This is a genomic window from Psychromonas sp. B3M02 (genome assembly GCF_003318165.1).
Lineage (GTDB): Bacteria > Pseudomonadota > Gammaproteobacteria > Enterobacterales > Psychromonadaceae > Psychromonas.
The window spans coordinates 1-19,503 of sequence record NZ_QOCB01000156.1 but is presented as its reverse complement, the minus strand read 5'-3'; the positions used below and the strand labels follow the sequence as shown (position 1 = coordinate 19,503).

Sequence of the window (19,503 nt, the reverse complement as noted above, 5' to 3'; positions counted from 1 at the left end):
ACCATGACTTCTACTAATAATAAAGCCACCTTATTCTTTCTTGATAACTTTGACTCGTTTACTTACAACCTAGTAGACCAATTTAAATCATCGGGTTACCCAGTGAAAATCTACCGTAATAACCAAAGCGCAGCGCAAATTAAAGCACATATTGATGCCTGTGAAGGTGAAGTGGTATTAATATTATCGCCTGGTCCAGGTACACCTAGTGCTGCGGGTTGTATGATTGAACTTATCGGTTTATGCAAAGGTAAAGTACCTATCCTAGGAATTTGCCTAGGACACCAAGCGCTAATTGAACAATATGGTGGTGTAGTAGGACAAGCAGATGAAATCCAACATGGTAAATCATCATTAATTAACCACTGTGCAGATAAAATGTTTGCAGGTTTATCCTTGCCTCTGTCTGTAGCACGTTACCACTCGTTAGTGGGCACGACTGTGCCAGACACACTAGAAACGGTAGCAGATTATAACGAGATGTGTATGGCTATCTATCACGCCCAAGATAAGGTGATCGGTTTTCAATTCCACCCTGAATCTATTTTGACCTGTGAAGGTGCACAACTGTTAGAGAACAGCCTTAATTTATTGACTGAAGCGGAGAATGTTTAAATGAGCGAATATGATGTATACCCGACCTTAGAGCAGTTATATCAAGGTCAAACTCTCTCTGAATCACAAAGCCAAGCTTTTTTTGAACAAGTGGTGTTAGGCGAAATAGACCCGATTGTACTGTCTTCAGTATTAACTGCGCTTAAGATTAAAGGTGAAACACCTGCTGAAATCACTGGTGCAGCTAGAGCCTTGTTAGCACAAGCAAAAGCATTTCCTCGTCCTGATTACCCCTTTACCGATATTGTTGGTACTGGTGGCGATGGACTAGGTACTATCAATATTTCAACGGCGAGTGCATTTGTAGCGGCGGCTTGTGGTGTTAAGGTTTGTAAACATGGTAGCCGAAGTGTGTCTAGTAAGTCTGGTTCATCAGATTTATTAGCGGCTTTTGGGGTGAACTTAGATATGTCACCTGAAACGGCACGTCAATGTTTAGATGATTTAAACGTCTGCTTTATTTTTGCGCCTAGCTACCATGCAGGAATGCGTTTTGCCGCGCCAGTACGTGGCGCATTAAAAACCCGCTCTATCTTCAATGTACTAGGCCCACTTATTAACCCAGCACGTCCTGACTTTGAATTAATGGGTGTGTATGCACCAGAGTTATTAGTGCCCATTGCCAAAGTGCACCAACAATTAGGCATGAAACGTGTGATGGTGGTTTACGGTAGTGGCTTAGATGAGGTGGCATTACACGGCTCAACGCAAGTAGCTGAGCTACACAATGGTGAAATAATCGAATATACATTAACACCAGAAGATTTTGGTGTTGAACAGCACCCTGTGGAAAGTATCTTCGGTGGTACACCAGAAGAAAATAAACAAATTATAGAACAAATTTTACAAGGTAAAGGCACTGCTGCTCAGCAATCTGCTGTGGCAATTAATGTATCTGCATTATTAGTATTAAACGGTAAAGCAGATAACTTTAAACAAGGCACTGAAATGGCGCTTAGCAGCATGCAATCAGGCCAACCTTTAACACTATTAAAACAACTTGCGGAGCAAAGTAATGCTTAATGACCAAAGTTTACAAGATACAATTTTAGGCAAGATTGTTGATGACAAATTAATCTGGGTTGAACAACGTAAACAACAACAACCTTTGATTAGCTTCAAAGATCAATTAGTAGAAAGTGATCGTCACTTCTATCAAGCTCTGGACCAAGAAGACAGTGTGTTTATTCTTGAGTGTAAAAAAGCCTCTCCTTCTAAGGGATTAATTCGTGAAGAGTTCGATTTAGACTTAATTGCAAGCACTTACAAAAACTATGCATCAGCGATTTCGGTATTAACCGATGAAAAGTATTTCCAAGGTGACTTTGAGTACATTAATACTGTGCGCTCTCAAGTGACTCAACCAATTATCTGTAAAGACTTTATCGTTGATCCTTACCAAATCTACCTAGCACGTCACTCTCAAGCCGATGCTATTCTGTTAATGCTATCGGTTTTAGATGACGATGCTTACCAAGCTTATCGTAATACTGCACACAGCTTAAATATGGGTGTATTGACTGAAGTCAGTAATGAGCATGAGTTAGTACGCGCTATTGCCCTAGGCGCTAAAGTGATTGGTATTAACAATCGAGATTTACGTGATCTGAGCATTGACCTAAATCGTACTAAAGAGTTGGCAGCTAAGATCCCACAGGATCGTATCGTCATTTCTGAATCGGGGATTTACAACCACCAGCAGGTAAAAGAGCTAAGCGCTTATGCCAATGGTTTCTTGGTTGGCAGTTCAATTATGTCTCAGGCTAATATTGACCTTGCTTGTCGTAAACTGATCCTTGGTGAAAACAAAGTGTGTGGGTTAACCCATGCCCGTGATGCAGCTGATGTCCATAAAGCAGGTGCAGTGTACGGCGGATTAATTTTTGTCGAAAAATCACCACGTTTTGTGGAGTTAGAACAAGCACGTTTAGTGATGTTAGGCGCGCCACTTGCTTATGTCGGTGTATTCCAAAATGAGCAAGTTGAACTAGTCGCTTACACAGCTAAAAGCTTAGGCCTAAGTGCAGTACAATTGCATGGTGATGAATCACCTAAATACATTAAAGAGTTACTAGCAGTCTTACCTAAAAACTGTGAGGTCTGGAAAGCCCATGGCATTATCGACAGCTTACCTGAGTTTGAAAAATACAACGTGAGCAAGCACATCTTAGATACACGTGTTGGCGAGCAAAGTGGTGGCACAGGACAACGCTTTGATTGGACGCTACTTGATCAACAAGATTGCGATAAAAATAGCATTATTCTGGCCGGTGGTCTTAATCCAGAAAACGCACAACAAGCTGCATTAATAGGCTGTGCAGGATTAGATTTCAACTCAGGTGTTGAATCTGCTCCAGGCAAAAAAGACGCTGAAAAATTAAACCGTAGCTTCTCTGAAATTCGTCGATACATGACGCGATAGATGATGTTGGCATTTAACAACATTAAACCGATTAAAAGGTAATAAAAAAATGGAAACATTAAACGCTTATTTTGGTGACTTTGGTGGCATGTATGTGCCGCAAATATTAGTCCCTGCATTAAAACAACTTGAAGCTGAATTTTTAAAAGCACAGCAAGATGAATCATTTCAAGAAGAGTTTAAAGAATTACTCACAGAATATGCTGGTCGCCCTACTCCACTGACGCTATGTCGTAATTTAACTAAGGGTAAAAAAACCAAGTTATACCTAAAACGTGAAGATCTATTACACGGTGGAGCACACAAAACTAACCAAGTATTAGGCCAAGCTCTGTTAGCAAAACGTATGGGTAAAACTGAGATCATTGCAGAAACAGGTGCGGGTCAACACGGTGTAGCAACCGCACTTGCTTGTGCATTGCTTGGTTTAAAATGCCGAGTTTATATGGGTGCGGTAGACTGTGAACGTCAAAAACCGAACATGTTTAGAATGCGCCTAATGGGAGCAGAAGTCATTCCAGTGACCTCAGGCTCTTCAACGTTAAAAGATGCTTGTAATGAAGCCCTACGTGATTGGGCTGGAAGCTACGAAACTGCACATTACCTGTTAGGTACAGCAGCAGGACCACACCCCTTCCCGACCATTGTTCGTGAATACCAAAAAGTGATTGGTGAAGAAGCGAAAAAACAATGTCTACGTAAAGAAGGTATTTTACCGGATAAAGTAATCGCTTGTGTGGGTGGTGGCTCTAATGCTATCGGTATTTTTGCTGACTTTATTGACGATGAAAATGTACAACTGATTGGTGTTGAACCAGGCGGTCACGGTATTGAAACTGGCGAGCATGGTTGCCCTATTGCTTGTGGTACAGACGGTATCTTCTTTGGTATGAAATCATTGATGATGCAAGATGGCTATGGTCAAATTCAAGAGTCTTACTCAATTTCTGCTGGCTTAGATTTCCCATCTGTAGGCCCACAACATGCACACTTAGCAAAAATTGGTCGTGCAGAATATGTAAATGCCACCGATGATGAAGCGTTACTTGCCTTTAAAGCATTAGCAGAACAGGAAGGCATTATCCCTGCTTTGGAATCATCACACGCCTTAGCACACGCACTAAAAATTATTGAGCAAGATGATAAAGAACAAGTCATTATTGTGAATTTATCAGGACGTGGTGATAAAGATATCTTCACCGTGGCAGACATATTTGAAAAGAGAGGCATGATCTAATGACAGATAATCTTCAGTCACAGCGATACGCTAAATTATTCGACAAACTAGAGAAAGCTAACCAAGGTGCCTTTGTCCCATTTGTAACAGTGGGTGACCCTGACCGCGAACAGTCTTTAAATATTATTGATACGCTAGTGAAAGCAGGCGCAGATGCACTTGAATTAGGTATTCCATTTTCAGATCCAGTTGCCGATGGAGTGGTGATTCAAGATGCTTCGATCCGCGCACTAGAATCTGGTACAACACCGCAAGTTTGCTTTGAAATCATCAAAGAGATTCGTGCAAAACACCCTGATACACCGATCGGTTTATTGTTATATGTTAACCTTGTTTACCGCAATGGCATCGAATCTTTCTACCAAGAGTGTAAAGCTGCAGGTGTTGATTCAATTCTGATTGCCGATGTACCTTTACATGAAAGCGCACCTTACCGTGCAGCAGCAGACAAAGTAGGTTTACAACAAATCTTTATTGCACCACCTAATGGCGATAAAGCGACACTTAAACAGGTTGCTGAATATGGTCAAGGTTACACTTATCTATTAAGCCGTGCCGGTGTCACTGGAGCTGATGCAAAAGCAGGTATGCCCGTTGAACATATGCTGGGAACATTAGGCGAGCATAATGCCCCACCATCACTGTTAGGGTTTGGTATTTCTCAACCTGAGCAGGTAGCTGATGCAATCAAATCAGGTGCAGCCGGTGCTATTTCTGGCTCTGCTGTCGTTAAAGTGATTGAGCGTAATCTCGGTAACCCTGATAAGATGCAATCGGAAATGGCTGAGTTTATCAGCGCCATGAAAGCTGCAACATTAAAATAAGCCATATAAAGAGAGTGTCATGAAACAATTTTTTGAATTTATACCGTTAATCATCTTTTTTATTGTTTATAAAATGGTTGATATCTACGCAGCAACTGGCTCGTTAATTATTACCACGGGTTTGTTGTTGGCTTACAACTACTTTAAGCATGGTAAAGTAGAAAAAATGCATCTGATCACTTTCTTAATGGTCTTAGTCTTTGGTTCCTTGACCTTAGTATTACATAACGACCTGTTTATTAAGTGGAAAGTAACCGCTGTTTATGCGCTGTTTGCCATTGCTCTGATCGCTAGCCAATATATCTTTAAAAAGCCGATCATCAAACAGATGTTAGGTAAAGAGATCACCCTACCAGAAAACGTCTGGGCAACATTAAACCTCGCTTGGGCCGTATTCTTTATAATACTTGGCCTACTCAATATCTATGTGGCTTTTTACATGGCAGAAGATGTTTGGGTTAACTTCAAAGTATTTGGGCTATTAGGCGCAACGATTGTGTTTACCCTATTAAGCGGTGTTTATATTTATAAGTACTTGCCTAAAGATGAAGAGAAAACCAAAGACCCATTAGATGCAGATAATGAATAAGCCTCAATAGCACTAATCTAACGCATCAATATCAATAAAATCCAATACAGCAATGTATTGGATTTTCATTAACACCACCTTGCACTTCCTATCAAGTTCTATTCAATCATTCTGTGACAGAACAATTATTATGCATATTTCAACGTGAACAACTAATACCCATTAAAAAAATAAGCCTATTAAGATTAAAACGCTAAATTAAGCGCTTTTTTCAGAGTTTTATTCTGAAAGAAATGCAAATACAAACATTAATAATGGATATTAACGATTATGATGTGATTACTAATGGATGATTATTTTTGGAATAGCGATGAAAGTATTAATTTTAGGTTCAGGTGTGATAGGTGTAACAAGTGCGTGGTACTTAGCTAAATCTGGCCATGATGTAACAGTGGTTGATAGACAAGCTACCGTAGCAAATGAAACCAGTTTTGCTAATGCGGGTCAAATTTCACCTGGGTATTCTGCACCTTGGGCTGCACCAGGTATTCCAATCAAAGCAATGAAATGGTTAATGCAAGAGCTTGCGCCTTTAAAAATCAATTTTAAAGATCTTGATACAGAAACCATGTTGTGGATGACCAAGATGGTTGCCAACTGTAATAATGCTGATTACCAAATCAATAAAGCACGCATGATGCGCGTAGCTGAATATAGCCGCGATTGTTTACGTGATATTCGTCGTGAAATTAATATCCAATACGACCACAGAACACAGGGTACTCTACAAGTATTCCGTACAGATAGCCAAGTACAAAGCGCTAAGAAAGATATCAAAGTGCTTACTGAGTGTGGAGTTGACCATACGGTATTAAGCGCTGATGATTGTCTGGGTTATGAACCTGCACTTAAACACACCATTAATAAAATTGTTGGTGGTCTGCACTTACCTAATGACGAAACAGGTGATTGTCACCAGTTTGTAACTGAGCTTGCTAAAGATTGTGAAAGAATGGGTGTGAAATTTATGATGGACACCAACATTCAAAAACTTAACAAGCAAGGTGGTGAGATTGTTAGTGTATCAACAGATAAAGGCGAACTAACGGCAGACTCATACCTAATGGCGTTAGGGTCATACTCTACCCATATGCTAGCGAATATCGATATCAAAGTACCGGTTTACCCAATTAAAGGCTACTCACTAACCTTGCCTATCGAAGATTATTCTGCTGCTCCTGAGTCGACAGTAATGGATGAAACCTATAAAGTAGCGATCACTCGTTTAGGTGACCGTATTCGAGTGGGTGGTACAGCCGAAATTAGCTCTTACAACTTAGCTTTATTAGAAAAGCGTCGCAAGAATATCGAATTCTCTATAGCAGATTTATTCCCTCATGCAGCAGACTTATCAAAAGCAGAATTCTGGACTGGTTTACGACCAATGACACCGGATGGCACACCTATTCTGGGTAAAACCAAGATCGATAACTTATTTCTCAATACTGGCCACGGTACATTAGGTTGGACCATGTCTTTAGGCTCAGCAAAATTTGTTAGCGATGTTATGAATGATAAACAACCGGAAATTGATGACTCTGGTTTATCAATTGACCGTTACGCAAAATAGGACTCAAGATGGCTAGATCTGCAACGGCAGTTATTAAATTAAGTGCAATTAGACAAAACTATTTATACGCAAAATCATTAGCTGCCCCAGCAAAAGCAATTGCAACAATTAAAGCAAATGCATATGGACATGGCGCGATTCAAGTGGCTAATGAATTAAGTGATGTAGCAGATGCGTTTGCTGTCGCCTGTATTGAAGAGGCGATAGAATTACGAGACGCAGGCATTAAACAACCTATCTTATTATTAGAGGGTTTCTTTACTGCCGATGAATTAGCTTACATTAGTGAGTTTAATTTATGGTGTGTTGTACACAGTCAATATCAATTGGATGCCATACAAGCGGGTGAGTTTGAGAAGCCTATTAATGTGTGGTTAAAAATGGATACTGGCATGCATCGCTTAGGTTTTTTACCTAACCAATATGCAGGCGCTTGGCAGCAACTTGAAAAGATGCCACAGGTAAATAATATCACCCATATTACGCACTTTTCATCTGCCGATGATTTAAGCTCAATACGTACAGAACAACAAACAGCGCTATTTTTAGAGACAATTGGAGCGTTACCTGGCGATATTAGTATTGCTAACTCTTCTGCTGTATTAAGCAAAGCGATGCCAGATCGAGTGCAGTGGGTACGCCCTGGTATTATGCTATACGGTGCGTCACCTATCGATAACCCAGAGATTGCAAAATCATTAGCACCAGCGATGACTTTTAAAGCTAAAGTCATTTCTGAACGTATTATCGAAGCCGGCGAATGTGTTGGCTACAACGCACTTTGGAAAGCTGAAAAACCAAGTAAAATTGGCACAGTGTCTATTGGTTATGCTGATGGTTACCCAAGACATGCAGGTACAGGCACACCGGTTTTAGTCAATGGTAAAAAGAGTCAATTACTAGGACGTGTTGCCATGGATATGATCATGATTGATCTGTCTATGTTTGATGACCAGGACTGTATTGGATTTGAAGTAGAGTTTTGGGGTGACAATATCCCTGTTAATGAGATTGCACAGTGTGCTGATACCATTGGTTATACTTTACTTTGTGGTATTTCACGCCGTGTAAACAAACTGTACATTAAGCAATCTTAACACTGACGATATTAAACTAGCAGTGTGATTGATAAAACTAAAAGACCTAGTAGTTTAGCTACTAGGTCTTTTTTATAGTCATTATTTTTTATACCAATGATACTAAGCTGCTATCTCATCCATGCTGTCTTGAAAATTCTCAGCAATCTCCACAAACTTCTCTTCTATTTCTAAAAAAGCGACAACCACTGCTGGGTCAAAATGCGTGCCTTGCCCCTCAACAATAATACCCTTGGCTTTATCATGTGAAAAAGCCGGTTTATAAACACGTTGACTAATCAAAGCATCATAAACATCAGCTAATGCCATTAATCGACCAGATAAGGGAATATCTTCACCAGCCAATAGATTAGGGTAACCAGATCCATCCCACTTCTCATGATGTGACAGCGCTATCTCTTTTGCCACTTCTAAGAACGAACTTGTACCTAATTGTTTCTCTGCAATAGACAAGGCATCAGCACCGATTTGCGCATGCCCTTTCATGATCACAAACTCATCATCGGTCAATTTACCTGGCTTAAGTAAAATATTATCGGGAATACCTACTTTGCCGACATCGTGTAATGGCGCAGACTTATATAACAGATCAATATAGGTTGGTGTTAATAACGCTTTATATTTAGGAGATAAACTTAACTGCTCGGCTAACACTTTGACATACTCTTGGGTACGTAAAATATGTGCACCGGTTTCATTGTCACGCGATTCTGCTAACGCAGATAAACTGACAATGGCCACATCACGTGTGGTTTGCACTTCGTTTTGTGAAACTTGTAAACTATCTAACATGGTATTAGTCAATGATGCAGTGGAACCAAACTCGTCAAAACTGAATATAGGTAAGCGTGTATCAAACCGCCCTTCACTGACCTTAGTTAAGGCTCTCTCTTGGCTTATTAATACGCCTTTAATGACTTTAGCCCATAAGCGCATCACAGCAATTGCATAACCCATCACAACCGCAGCAATAAACAGCAACTCCTTAATCACACTAATTTGTCCTGAACCGTCAGCCAATAAAGCCGGGTTGTGCTTTAACCAGAAGATATCCTTCACTGCAACCATTGTCAGCGCACCCGTTAAAATAACTAATAAAAATACCACTAGAGCAATCATCTGATTAACTAATGAAGTACGCGCCCCTGATAATTGATAGCTAAAGTCACCCTTTTCTTGCATTACTTGCATCTGCGTTAACTTAGCAGAAAGTTGTAAAATACAACCAGTAAAAAAGCCGAATAAAGCCATTCCAAATAATACTTTTAGATTACTGTCTAAACCAAAGTCATAAAAAGTATTGTAAACAAGTGCTAAGGGGATACTGGCAATAAAAAAGCACCCTGTATCTAATTTAATTTGCTGATTACTTTTACTTAAATGATGACCGGCTAATAAAAAGTGACGTAACAGAAATAAACTGGTAAACGTCAGGGCAACATGCACAAATATCTCAGTGAAGGTTAAAGTTGCTAAAAAAGGACAAACCTTACCGCCGTAACTACCAAATAAGATGGCAGCAAGCGCATATAACTTAAGTGTTAATGGCGCATTATAGTGAGTGTTATTCATTGAATTCCCTTTCTGTTTTCCATCTAACGCAGGTTTAATAAGTATCAATTAATGAGTATAGACATAAACAAAAAATCTACCTCTTTTGTACTATATACAGCCTAAATAAAAAACACCAAGCAAATGCATCTCAAAATAATGCCAATTTCAAAGACAAATCAAGATTAGAGCGGGGAGTAAATAGGAAGTGTTAAAGGTGACTAGCAAACACAAAAAAGGTTATCCGAAGATAACCTTAATCGTAGTACGAACTAAATATGAGTATTTAGTTTGAATGTAACATGCTGTTTAGTTCAACAGCACTTTTGTTTGCTAGACATTCAATTTGACCAGTAATAGAGTTACGACGGAATAATAGATCGTCTTTATTAGCTAGATCACGTGCTTTAACAAAACCAGCATCGTTACCTTCGTTGTCTAACATTTTAACTTTAGATCCCGCAGTCACGTATAAACCAGATTCGATAGTACAACGGTTACCTAGTGGGAAACCTAAACCAGCATTCGCACCTAATAAGCTGTTTTCGCCAATCGCAACAACCATTTTACCACCACCAGATAGAGTACCCATGATTGAAGCACCACCGCCAATATCACTACCTTCACCTACCATAACGCCAGCAGAGATACGACCTTCAACCATGCTTACACCTGAAGTACCAGCGTTGAAGTTGATGAAACCTTCGTGCATTACCGTTGTACCTTCACCTACGTGTGCACCTAAACGAACGCGCGAAGTATCTGCGATACGCACACCAGCAGGCACAACGTAATCAACCATTTTAGGGAATTTATCAACACAATCTACAGTGATAGTCTTACCTTTAAGACGTGCTTCAATTTGACGGTCTTTTAATTCTGGAAGGTCGATAGCACCTTTGTTTGTCCATGCAATGTTATGCAGTAGACCAAAGATACCGTCTAATACAACACCGTGTGGTTTAACTAAACGATGAGAGATAAGTTGTAGTTTTAAGTAACCTTCTGCAACGCTTTGTGGTGCTTCATCTGTTGCTAAAATAACTAATACTAACGTTTGTTTTGATTTAGCAGCTGCAACAGCAAAATCTGCATTATCAGTATCGTTTTCACCATTAAATGCCGCAGCTAATTGCTCTGCAATTGAGCGCTCGATTTCAATAACTTGGTTGCCACCTTGGTAACCAACGATAGCAGCAATCGTTGCCACTAGGTCTTCATTTGGGTTTAAAATTGGATTTGGGAAAAACGCTTCAATGATTTTTTGATCGCGGTTTTTAGTAGCAGTACCAAATGCAAGAGAGAAAGTAGACATGATTTAAGCTCCGATTTAAAAGTCTATTAGAAATAATAAGGTGCTAATAATAGAGAAGCCACGCAGTAGATGCAAAACTAAAATGCCTATTTAGCTTAAAAGGAAACAAAAAGGTAATAGCAAACAACAGATCCTAGGGTTTTAAATTTTAGATACAGGTTTGGTACGTCTAAATAGTGTTGATATCAAGCACTTTAAGAGTGTTAACAAACCTTCTAAGATAAGCATTAACCCAATAGCGACAGTGACACCAACAACAATAGCCTGCTGATTAAGCACAATATTCGCCTGATAGGTTTGCCAGGTTTGTTTAGTGATCGGAGAGTTAATTTGTTGTGCTAAATGTGCTAAACGGTGCCAGAGAGGTTGTTGTAATTCATCGATTTGTATTTGTAAATTTTGTACACGTAGATAACTGGCTTCAATCACTTTCGCTTCATCACGAAATACATTTTCATCACTGTTTTGATGTTGTTCAATAAGCGCTGTTAAGTCACCTTCAAAATATAAATCAGCCAATGCTTGAAACTGAGCTAATTGCGATTGAGCTTCTGCAAAGTGGCCTTGAAGGCGTGTTTCATATTGGTGTAAAAAACTCGGTAACTGTAAGCCAACCAGCAAACTTAAGGTAAAAACCAATTGCAAACTATAGCGTTTAATTACCGAGTACATGGGTTATTTCAAACCAGATTTATTGCAATGCACAGTTATTTAAAACCACGGCTAGTACGCAATACTTCGTAGGCTTTTTGAATATCTTGCGCTTTCTCTTTTGCAAGCTCCATCATCTCTTCAGGTAGCCCTTTTGATGCTAATTTATCTGGATGGTTTTGACTCATCAATTTACGGTAAGCTCGTTTCACTTCTTTATCCGTTGCACTGCTTTCCACACCTAATACTTTGTATGCGTCGGCTTCTGAATCGGCTTTGTTGTACTGTTGACCGCCTTGACTGCCGCGGTGGAAGTGTTGCTGACCTTGAATCATTTGAATCAGTCTATCTAACTCAAAGCGAGAGAACCCTAAGGTTTCTGCGATGGTGTATAAAATAGCTTGTTCATTTTGGTCAATTTCACCATCTGAACACGCCACTTGTACTTGAATCGCCAAAAACATCTGCAATACATTACGCTCGCCATGCAAACCACGTTTAAATAATTGTAGTCTGTCCACCAAGGCAAAATCAGCGTCCTTACCAGCAGTAAAAGCAGCTTGTGCTTGTGAACGCGCTTCACCGTGTAAATTCATTTGATCCATGTAAGCATTGGCTACTTGGATATCAGTTTGTGTTACCTGCCCTTTCGATTTTGCTACGTGCCCCATCACTGAGAAAGCCGTTTCAAAGAACAATTTTTGTTTTTCTGCGCTATTTCCGCGGCCGCCTAAAATACCATCTTGCATATTAAAGTTACGTCCCACAGCAACATCAAAACGATGGCCTAACCAGACACCTAAGATCAGTCCTAAAAAATGCCCGAACATAAATCCAAAAAGACCACCTAATAATTTGCCCCATATGCGCATAACTAATAATTACCTATAAATTAAGAAAAAATTCAATCTGTTTATTATTTTGACTAAGTCTGAAACGATTTGCCAATTATTTGTACTAAATAACAAAAATACACGCGTATTAATCAATCAAAGATTGGAGCAAGCATCAGTTTACTCTATTATATACGCCATATTATTGTTTCTGCTTAGCGTTTGTTAATACTTCTAAGCACTTGTTGTGAGTTATCCATGTTAAAACTACTACCTTTATTGTTTATAATCTCCCCCATTGCAAGTGCTGTTGCACAGGAACTTGATAATAGTGAATTAAATAACGACATAAATAATACAGATAATGCATCGGAAAGTTCAGAAAATACAGACCTGACGGATCAAGCACTTTTCTTTCAGCAATGTTATCAGCAGGTACCTCGTATTACTGCGCGCAGCAGTGAACTGGATAGAAACCAAATTCCAGTGAGCGTTGATGCGGATTCATTAAGAGGTCTAGACGGCGAGATTATATATCAAGGTGACGTTAACCTAGTACAAGGCGATAAAAGTCTCAATACTGATAAATTAATTTTTAATCGCAATACTTCACAAGCAAATGCCATTGGTAATGCCCGTTATGTAGACGGTCAAATTACCCTGCTTGCTGACCAAATCGACACCAATTTCAAAACCAACGAATCGTCAATATTCCAAACTGAGTTCCAATTTCATGGTCAAGGTGGCCGTGGCAGTGCCGACCAGGTACATGACAATGGTCAAGGCTTTTACGAACTAAAGTCCTCCAATTACACCGCTTGTCCTCCTAACGACATCACTTGGAGTCTGGATGCGTCTACTTTGTATATTGATCAAGAGGAAGATATGGGCACAGCGTGGAATGCCGTACTTAGAATTAAAGATGTGCCGGTATTTTATTTTCCCTACATCAGTTATCCATTATCGGATACGCGTAAGACCGGTATTTTATTCCCAACCTATGAGTATTCATCGGTTAATGGTTTAACTTACAAACAACCTATTTACATCAATATTGCACCTAACCAAGATGCCACCCTTACACCGACTTATATGCAAAATCGTGGTACCTTAATTGCAGCTGAATATCGTTACCTCTTTGGTATCGGCTCTGGTACGGCTCAGGTTGAATACCTAGCTGATGACCGTATTCGTCAAGATGATGATGGTGAAGATATTGGTGACCGTTACTTAGTGCATCTTGATCATAGGGTAAATTTTGGTCAAAACTGGAGCTTTGATGCCGACTATAACAAGGTAAGTGACGAGTATTACTTCAGTGATATCAGTACTGACTATGGTACACGAAGTGATAATCAGTTATTACAAACAGCCAAACTAGACTATACAAAAACTGATTGGAACACAGAATTAGAAGTCCGAAACTTCCAAGTTTTAGAAAGCGATGACGATGATGATACATCGCATGTGGTATTACCTAAGTTCGCATTCTCTGCTTATAAGCCATTAAATTGGAAGAGCTTACAGTTTAACTGGTACTCTGAAGTAACTCGTTTCGATCACGATGACAATGATGTTTATACCGGTACGCGTGTACATGTTGAGCCTAAAATATCTTTGCCACTATATTACGACTCATTGTTTGTTAACACCGAGTTGAAGTATATGTTGAGTTATTATGAGCAAGACCTAGACAATGCCACTAAATATGATTGGTATGACGACCTAGAAGAAACAGAGGTTCGTAACTTACCCTCTTTCAAAATTAACTCAGGTATCAATTTAGAGCGAGATTTAACCTGGTTTGGTGATGATTACCGTCAAACCTTAGTGCCGCAATTACAGTATTTGTACGTGCCTTATCAAGACCAATCAGGCATTGGTTTATACGACACCACGGCCCTACAACAAGATTACTACGGTTTATTCCGTGATAACCGTTATTCAGGTTATGACCGCATTGCTGAAGCAGACCAATTAACCTTTGGTCTTTCGACCAGTTTCTTAGATGCACAAGGCAGAGAAAAACTGCATTTTGCTATTGGTCAGAACTATTACTTATCTCAATCTCGTACTGTGTTACCAACTGATGACGACGATGATGACACTGAGTACAACAAGTCATCAATCGTATCAGAGTTAGATGTTAACTTTGACAATGATTACTTCTATCATGCTGGTATTGAATGGAACAGTGATAGTAACTTCATTCGTCGCGCTAACACTACCTTTGAAAAGCGTTGGAATGGTGATAACTATGTACAACTGAGTTATCGTTATTACAAAGATGATCAAGATGCTGATTGGGATGAAATTGTTAACCAAGTCGGCACCAAAATGAACTGGGCTATTGATACCCAGTGGTCAACCTTTGCAAGTTATTATTACAATGTAGATTACAACAATAGCTTTGAAAGTATTATTGGCTTGAAATACCAATCATGTTGTTGGGCAATTGGTTTAACTTACGATCAACATTTACTCTCTTATTATGGTGACGAAAACAGTTACGATGATGATCTTGAAACAGAAAGAAGTATCAGTTTAACATTAGAGTTAAAAGGTTTAGGTGGTGTTGGCACTTCTGGTACTGACGATGGTCTATTCGACTATGGCCGTCCATTTTATTTAAAGTAATAGGTAAAAAATGAATTTATCAAAACGAATTTTAAGTGCACTTATCGTAGTGACAACATTATCGCCATTCGCGAATGCAGCAGAAGTAGAAGTCGATAAAATTGAAGCAGTCGTCAACAAAGAATTAATACTCAGCAGCGACATGACCAGTATGAAACGTGACTTGATTAAGCGTTATCAAGAGAGTGGTCAAAGCTTACCTGATGTAGAAAACCTAGATAAACAAGTATTAGATAAACTAATCAGTGACCGCCTACAGCTGCAAATTGCAGAGCGTATCGGTTTACGTATTAATGATGCGCAGGTTGACCAAACGATTGCTGAAATCGCAAAAAACCAAGGCACTGATGTGGCAGGTCTTCGCGCAGATTTAGCGGCGTCTGGCATTAACTACAAACAATTTGTGAGTAATATTCGTGATGAACTGACCATCAATGAGGTGCGTCAAATACAAGTGCGTCGTCGTATCAGCATCTCTGACCAAGAAGTAGAGCAAGTGATTAACCGTATTAACCAAGCAGGTGATGCACAAACTGAGCTTCGTTTTGCACATATTTTATTAAAAGTAGCTGAAGACGCTTCTCCAGAAGCTAAACAAGCAGCCGATGAGAAAGCTGAAAAATTAGCGACACAAATTAAAAATGGTGCTGATATCCAAGCTCTGGCGAAGGCTAATTCAGAAGGTCCAAAAGCACAAGAAGGTGGTGATTGGGGTTGGAGAAAGCTAGACGATATGCCAAGCCTTTTTGTTGAAGAGTTATCTGAAAACAATACTAAAGGACAAGTCGTTGGACCATTCCATACACGCTTAGGTGTTCATATTATTCAAATATTGGACAAAAAAGGCGGTCAAAATGTGATGACTGAAGAGGTTAAGTCTCGTCATATTTTAATTAAACCAAGCATTATTTTAAGCGAAGAGAAAACTCAAGCTTTATTAGCAAACTTACGCCAACAGATTTTAGATGGCAGCAAAACCTTCGAAGAGTTAGCTAAACAATACTCACAAGACCCAAGTTCAGCAGTACGTGGTGGTGATTTAGGTTGGGCAGATCCAAACGTTTATGTACCAGAATTCCGCGACATTGCACAATCACAAGCAATTGGTGAAATTAGCCAACCGTTCCAAACAACACATGGCTGGCATATTCTACAAGTATTAGACAAGCGTGAATCTGATACCACTGAAAGTGCCACCAAGCAAAAAGCGTATAACTTAATTTATCGACAACGCTTCCCAGCTGAAGCATACGCTTGGTTAAATGAATTACGCCAAGAGGCTTACATTAAAATCGTTAACCCTGACTACATCATCGAGGAATAAATATGCTACCTCGTATCGTAGTAACCGCTGGTGAACCTGGCGGCATTGGCCCAGATTTAATTTTACAACTTGCTGACCAAGTATGGCCGGTGGAGTTAGTCATTTGCGCTGATTTAAACGTACTAAAATCGCGTGCGGCACTGCTTAATAAACAGATTAACTTTGTTGAGTATCGAGCAGATGGTCAACAAGCAACACCCGCTGTCGGGCAGCTAACTGTTGCACATATTGCAGCACCAGCAACTGTTGTAGCAGGTGAATTAAACGTAGAAAATGGCGCCTATGTACTAGAAACATTACGCTTTGCTAGCCAAGGTTGTTTATCTGGTGAATTTGCTGCAGTTGTCACTGCACCTGTTCATAAAGGCATTATTAATGATGCAGGCGTTGTATTCAGCGGTCATACTGAATTTTTTGCTGAACAAGCAGAAGTAGACTTAGTGGTAATGATGTTAGCTACAACTGGCTTACGCGTTGCACTTGCAACCACTCACCTGCCTTTATCAGCGGTGCCAGCAGCTATTACCGAACCATTGCTCGATAATATTATCAGCATCTTAAACGCAGAGTTAAAGAACAAATACGCAATACAAAACCCTACCATCTATGTCTGTGGATTAAACCCACACGCCGGAGAAGGTGGGCATATGGGAAGAGAAGAGATTGAAGTTATTGAACCCGCTTTAGATAATATTAGGGCAAAAGGCATTAATTTAGTGGGTCCACTTCCCGCTGACACTCTCTTTCAAGAAAAATACTTACAACATGCAGACGCTGTATTAGCGATGTACCATGACCAAGGGTTACCGGTACTTAAGTACAAAGGTTTTGGTCAATCAGTGAATATCACACTGGGCCTACCTTTCATCCGTACATCGGTTGATCACGGCACCGCATTAGATTTAGCAGGAACAGGAAAAGCCGACTCAGGTAGTTTAATATGTGCAGTCAATGAAGCAATTACCATGGTCCAAAGTAACATCAACAAGGTTAACTAAAAAATGAATGATAAAACCCACCTAGGCCATACTGCCCGTAAACGTTTTGGACAAAACTTTTTACACGATGATTACATCATCGACTCAATCGTTGCGGCTATTGCACCACAGGCAGACGACAATATCGTAGAGATTGGCCCAGGTTTAGGCGCATTAACAGAGCCAGTTGCGCGTAAAGTAGATTGCTTAAACGTAGTCGAATTAGACCGTGATTTAGCAGCACGTTTAGAAGAACACCCAACCCTGCGCGATAAGTTAAAAATCACTCAAGCCGATGCGATGCGTTTCGACTTTGGTCAACTTGTGCAAGGTGATAAGCAACTGCGTGTATTTGGTAACTTACCTTACAACATATCTACCCCATTAATGTTCCACCTATTTGAGTTTGCAGACAAAATTTCAGACATGCACTTCATGCTACAAAAAGAAGTGGTTAACCGTTTATGTGCAGGCCCTGACTGTAAAGCTTATGGCCGTTTAAGTGTGATGGCTCAATATTACTGTAATGTCATTCCAGTACTAGAAGTACCACCAACAGCCTTTAAACCAGCGCCTAAAGTGGATTCTGCCGTAGTACGTTTAGAGCCTTACGATACACCACCGTTTATTGCAAAAAGCATCAAGGTATTAAACCAAGTCTGCTCAATGGCCTTTAACCAACGTCGTAAAACAGTGCGTAATGGTTGGCGTGAAATCTTAACGGCAGAAGAGTTAATCAGTTTAGATATTAACATCGGTAGTCGCGCAGAAAACATCTCTGTAGAAGAGTATGTGCGTGTGGCTAACTATGTTTTTGACCGTCAACAAGATTAACTCTTTATGGCAACTTATATAGTCGGTGATATTCAGGGCTGTTATGACGAATTACGTCAATTACTGGCCCTCGCTGAGTTTGATACTCAACAGGATGAACTATGGGTCACTGGTGATTTAGTGGCACGTGGCCCTAAATCATTACAAACCTTACGCTATATAAAGAAAATAGGTGCAAAAGTGATCCTAGGTAATCACGATTTGCACTTATTAGCTACTGCTTTAGGTATTCACTCTTTTAAAGATAAAGATAAAACGGCGGCAATTTTACAAGCAGATGATGGCCAAGAGTTACTCGATTGGTTACGCATGCAGCCTTTGTTATTACAACACCCTGAGTATAAGTTTATTATGGTTCACGCCGGTATATTACCTGCTTGGAGTATTAAAAAAGCGAAAAAGCTCGCGAAAGAAGTAGAAGCACAACTACACAGTAAACATTACAAAACCATGCTAAAGGACATGTACGGTAACCACCCTACTCGCTGGAATAATGATTTACAGGGTGTAGAGAGAATGCGTTTTATTATTAATGTGTTCACGCGGATGCGTTACTGTACTATTGATGGTGAATTAGAGTTCCACAACAAACGCTCGCCGAGTGAAGTGCAAGACGAACAATTAAAACCTTGGTTTGATATTACGCCTCGTAAACATAAAAAACCGATTCTATTTGGTCATTGGGCAGCTTTATTAGGGCAAACCGAGCAACCAGACATTTATCCGCTAGATACTGGGTGTGTGTGGGGAAATAGTTTATCTATGATACGCTGGCAAGATAAAAAGATGTTCTCTCTATCCTGCCCTGCGTATTGTTAAGGCTATTTAATTTAAACCTAGTCTAACTTTTCTTAACTTATACCAATTGTATTAAATAACTGATCTAAATTTTGCGCCGGAAAAATGGCTTAGTTTGAGGCGTAAGTTGATGTAAATGGTTGTTCCCTATACGAAACTTACAACGAAAAAATAAGTTGTTTTAACAAGTAAAATAGATCAGTTACTTACTATGATTGGTATTATTAAC

The 19,503-nt window shown here is 39.7% G+C and carries 17 protein-coding genes; 13 read left to right on the top strand and 4 right to left on the bottom strand.

Going from position 1 to position 19,503, the window contains the following annotated elements; translation table 11 throughout:
• Window positions 1–3: 3 nt before the first annotated feature.
• From DS885_RS17200 to alr, 8 genes are all read left to right on the top strand, one after another.
• Complete coding sequence (locus DS885_RS17200; protein WP_113820625.1) at window positions 4–615, top strand: aminodeoxychorismate/anthranilate synthase component II; 612 nt, start codon at window positions 4–6, stop codon at window positions 613–615.
• Window positions 616–1,638, top strand: a complete 1,023-nt coding sequence (gene trpD / locus DS885_RS17195) for an anthranilate phosphoribosyltransferase (RefSeq protein ID WP_113820624.1) — start codon at window positions 616–618, stop codon at window positions 1,636–1,638. It abuts the gene before it with no gap.
• Entirely contained in the window at window positions 1,631–3,037 is a 1,407-nt protein-coding gene (gene trpCF / locus DS885_RS17190; protein WP_113820623.1) for a bifunctional indole-3-glycerol-phosphate synthase TrpC/phosphoribosylanthranilate isomerase TrpF, read from the top strand. Before trpD ends, trpCF begins: the two co-directional genes overlap by 8 nt.
• 49 nt (window positions 3,038–3,086) lie before the next feature.
• Window positions 3,087–4,274, top strand: coding sequence for a tryptophan synthase subunit beta (trpB, locus tag DS885_RS17185; RefSeq protein ID WP_113820622.1), 1,188 nt, complete (start codon window positions 3,087–3,089; stop codon window positions 4,272–4,274).
• Complete coding sequence (gene trpA, locus DS885_RS17180; protein WP_113820621.1) at window positions 4,274–5,098, top strand: tryptophan synthase subunit alpha; 825 nt, start codon at window positions 4,274–4,276, stop codon at window positions 5,096–5,098. The genes trpB and trpA overlap by 1 nt, the downstream gene beginning before the upstream one ends.
• 19 nt (window positions 5,099–5,117) lie before the next feature.
• Window positions 5,118–5,687, top strand: a complete 570-nt coding sequence (locus DS885_RS17175) for a septation protein A (RefSeq protein WP_113820620.1) — start codon at window positions 5,118–5,120, stop codon at window positions 5,685–5,687.
• 310 nt (window positions 5,688–5,997) lie between these two features.
• On the top strand, window positions 5,998–7,257 hold the full coding sequence (locus DS885_RS17170) for a D-amino acid dehydrogenase (RefSeq protein WP_113820619.1): 1,260 nt from the start codon (window positions 5,998–6,000) through the stop codon (window positions 7,255–7,257).
• A gap of 8 nt (window positions 7,258–7,265) precedes the next feature.
• Window positions 7,266–8,354 (top strand): alanine racemase, encoded by a 1,089-nt coding sequence (gene alr, locus DS885_RS17165; protein WP_113820618.1) that lies wholly within the window; start codon window positions 7,266–7,268, stop codon window positions 8,352–8,354.
• Window positions 8,355–8,456: 102 nt separating this feature from the next.
• On the opposite strand, the gene DS885_RS17160 is transcribed toward alr, so the two are convergent.
• The 4 genes from DS885_RS17160 to djlA form a co-directional block, all read right to left on the bottom strand.
• On the bottom strand, window positions 8,457–9,926 hold the full coding sequence (locus DS885_RS17160; RefSeq protein WP_113820617.1) for an HD-GYP domain-containing protein: 1,470 nt from the start codon (window positions 9,924–9,926) through the stop codon (window positions 8,457–8,459).
• A gap of 265 nt (window positions 9,927–10,191) precedes the next feature.
• Window positions 10,192–11,220 carry a 2,3,4,5-tetrahydropyridine-2,6-dicarboxylate N-succinyltransferase gene (dapD, locus tag DS885_RS17155; RefSeq protein ID WP_113820616.1) on the bottom strand — a complete coding sequence of 343 codons (1,029 nt, stop codon included), beginning with the start codon at window positions 11,218–11,220 and terminating at the stop codon, window positions 10,192–10,194.
• 141 nt (window positions 11,221–11,361) lie between these two features.
• Window positions 11,362–11,892 (bottom strand): DUF2937 family protein, encoded by a 531-nt coding sequence (locus tag DS885_RS17150; RefSeq protein ID WP_113820615.1) that lies wholly within the window; start codon window positions 11,890–11,892, stop codon window positions 11,362–11,364.
• A 35-nt stretch (window positions 11,893–11,927) separates the two neighbouring features.
• Window positions 11,928–12,743 (bottom strand): co-chaperone DjlA, encoded by an 816-nt coding sequence (gene djlA, locus DS885_RS17145; protein WP_113820614.1) that lies wholly within the window; start codon window positions 12,741–12,743, stop codon window positions 11,928–11,930.
• A gap of 219 nt (window positions 12,744–12,962) precedes the next feature.
• Between djlA and lptD the strand changes: the two genes are divergently transcribed.
• The 5 genes from lptD to DS885_RS17120 are packed head-to-tail and all read left to right on the top strand — an operon-like array spanning window position 12,963 to window position 19,295.
• A complete protein-coding gene (gene lptD / locus DS885_RS17140) occupies window positions 12,963–15,341 on the top strand; it encodes an LPS assembly protein LptD (RefSeq protein WP_113820613.1) in 2,379 nt (792 codons plus the stop codon).
• Between the two features lie 10 nt (window positions 15,342–15,351).
• Entirely contained in the window at window positions 15,352–16,665 is a 1,314-nt protein-coding gene (gene surA, locus DS885_RS17135) for a peptidylprolyl isomerase SurA (protein WP_113820612.1), read from the top strand.
• Window positions 16,666–16,667: 2 nt separating this feature from the next.
• Window positions 16,668–17,663: a 4-hydroxythreonine-4-phosphate dehydrogenase PdxA gene (gene pdxA / locus DS885_RS17130; protein WP_113820611.1), complete on the top strand. Its 996-nt coding sequence runs from the start codon at window positions 16,668–16,670 to the stop codon at window positions 17,661–17,663.
• 3 nt (window positions 17,664–17,666) lie between these two features.
• Window positions 17,667–18,476: a 16S rRNA (adenine(1518)-N(6)/adenine(1519)-N(6))-dimethyltransferase RsmA gene (rsmA, locus tag DS885_RS17125; RefSeq protein ID WP_113820610.1), complete on the top strand. Its 810-nt coding sequence runs from the start codon at window positions 17,667–17,669 to the stop codon at window positions 18,474–18,476.
• Between the two features lie 6 nt (window positions 18,477–18,482).
• Window positions 18,483–19,295 (top strand): symmetrical bis(5'-nucleosyl)-tetraphosphatase, encoded by an 813-nt coding sequence (locus DS885_RS17120; RefSeq protein ID WP_113820609.1) that lies wholly within the window; start codon window positions 18,483–18,485, stop codon window positions 19,293–19,295.
• Window positions 19,296–19,503: the final 208 nt, after the last annotated feature.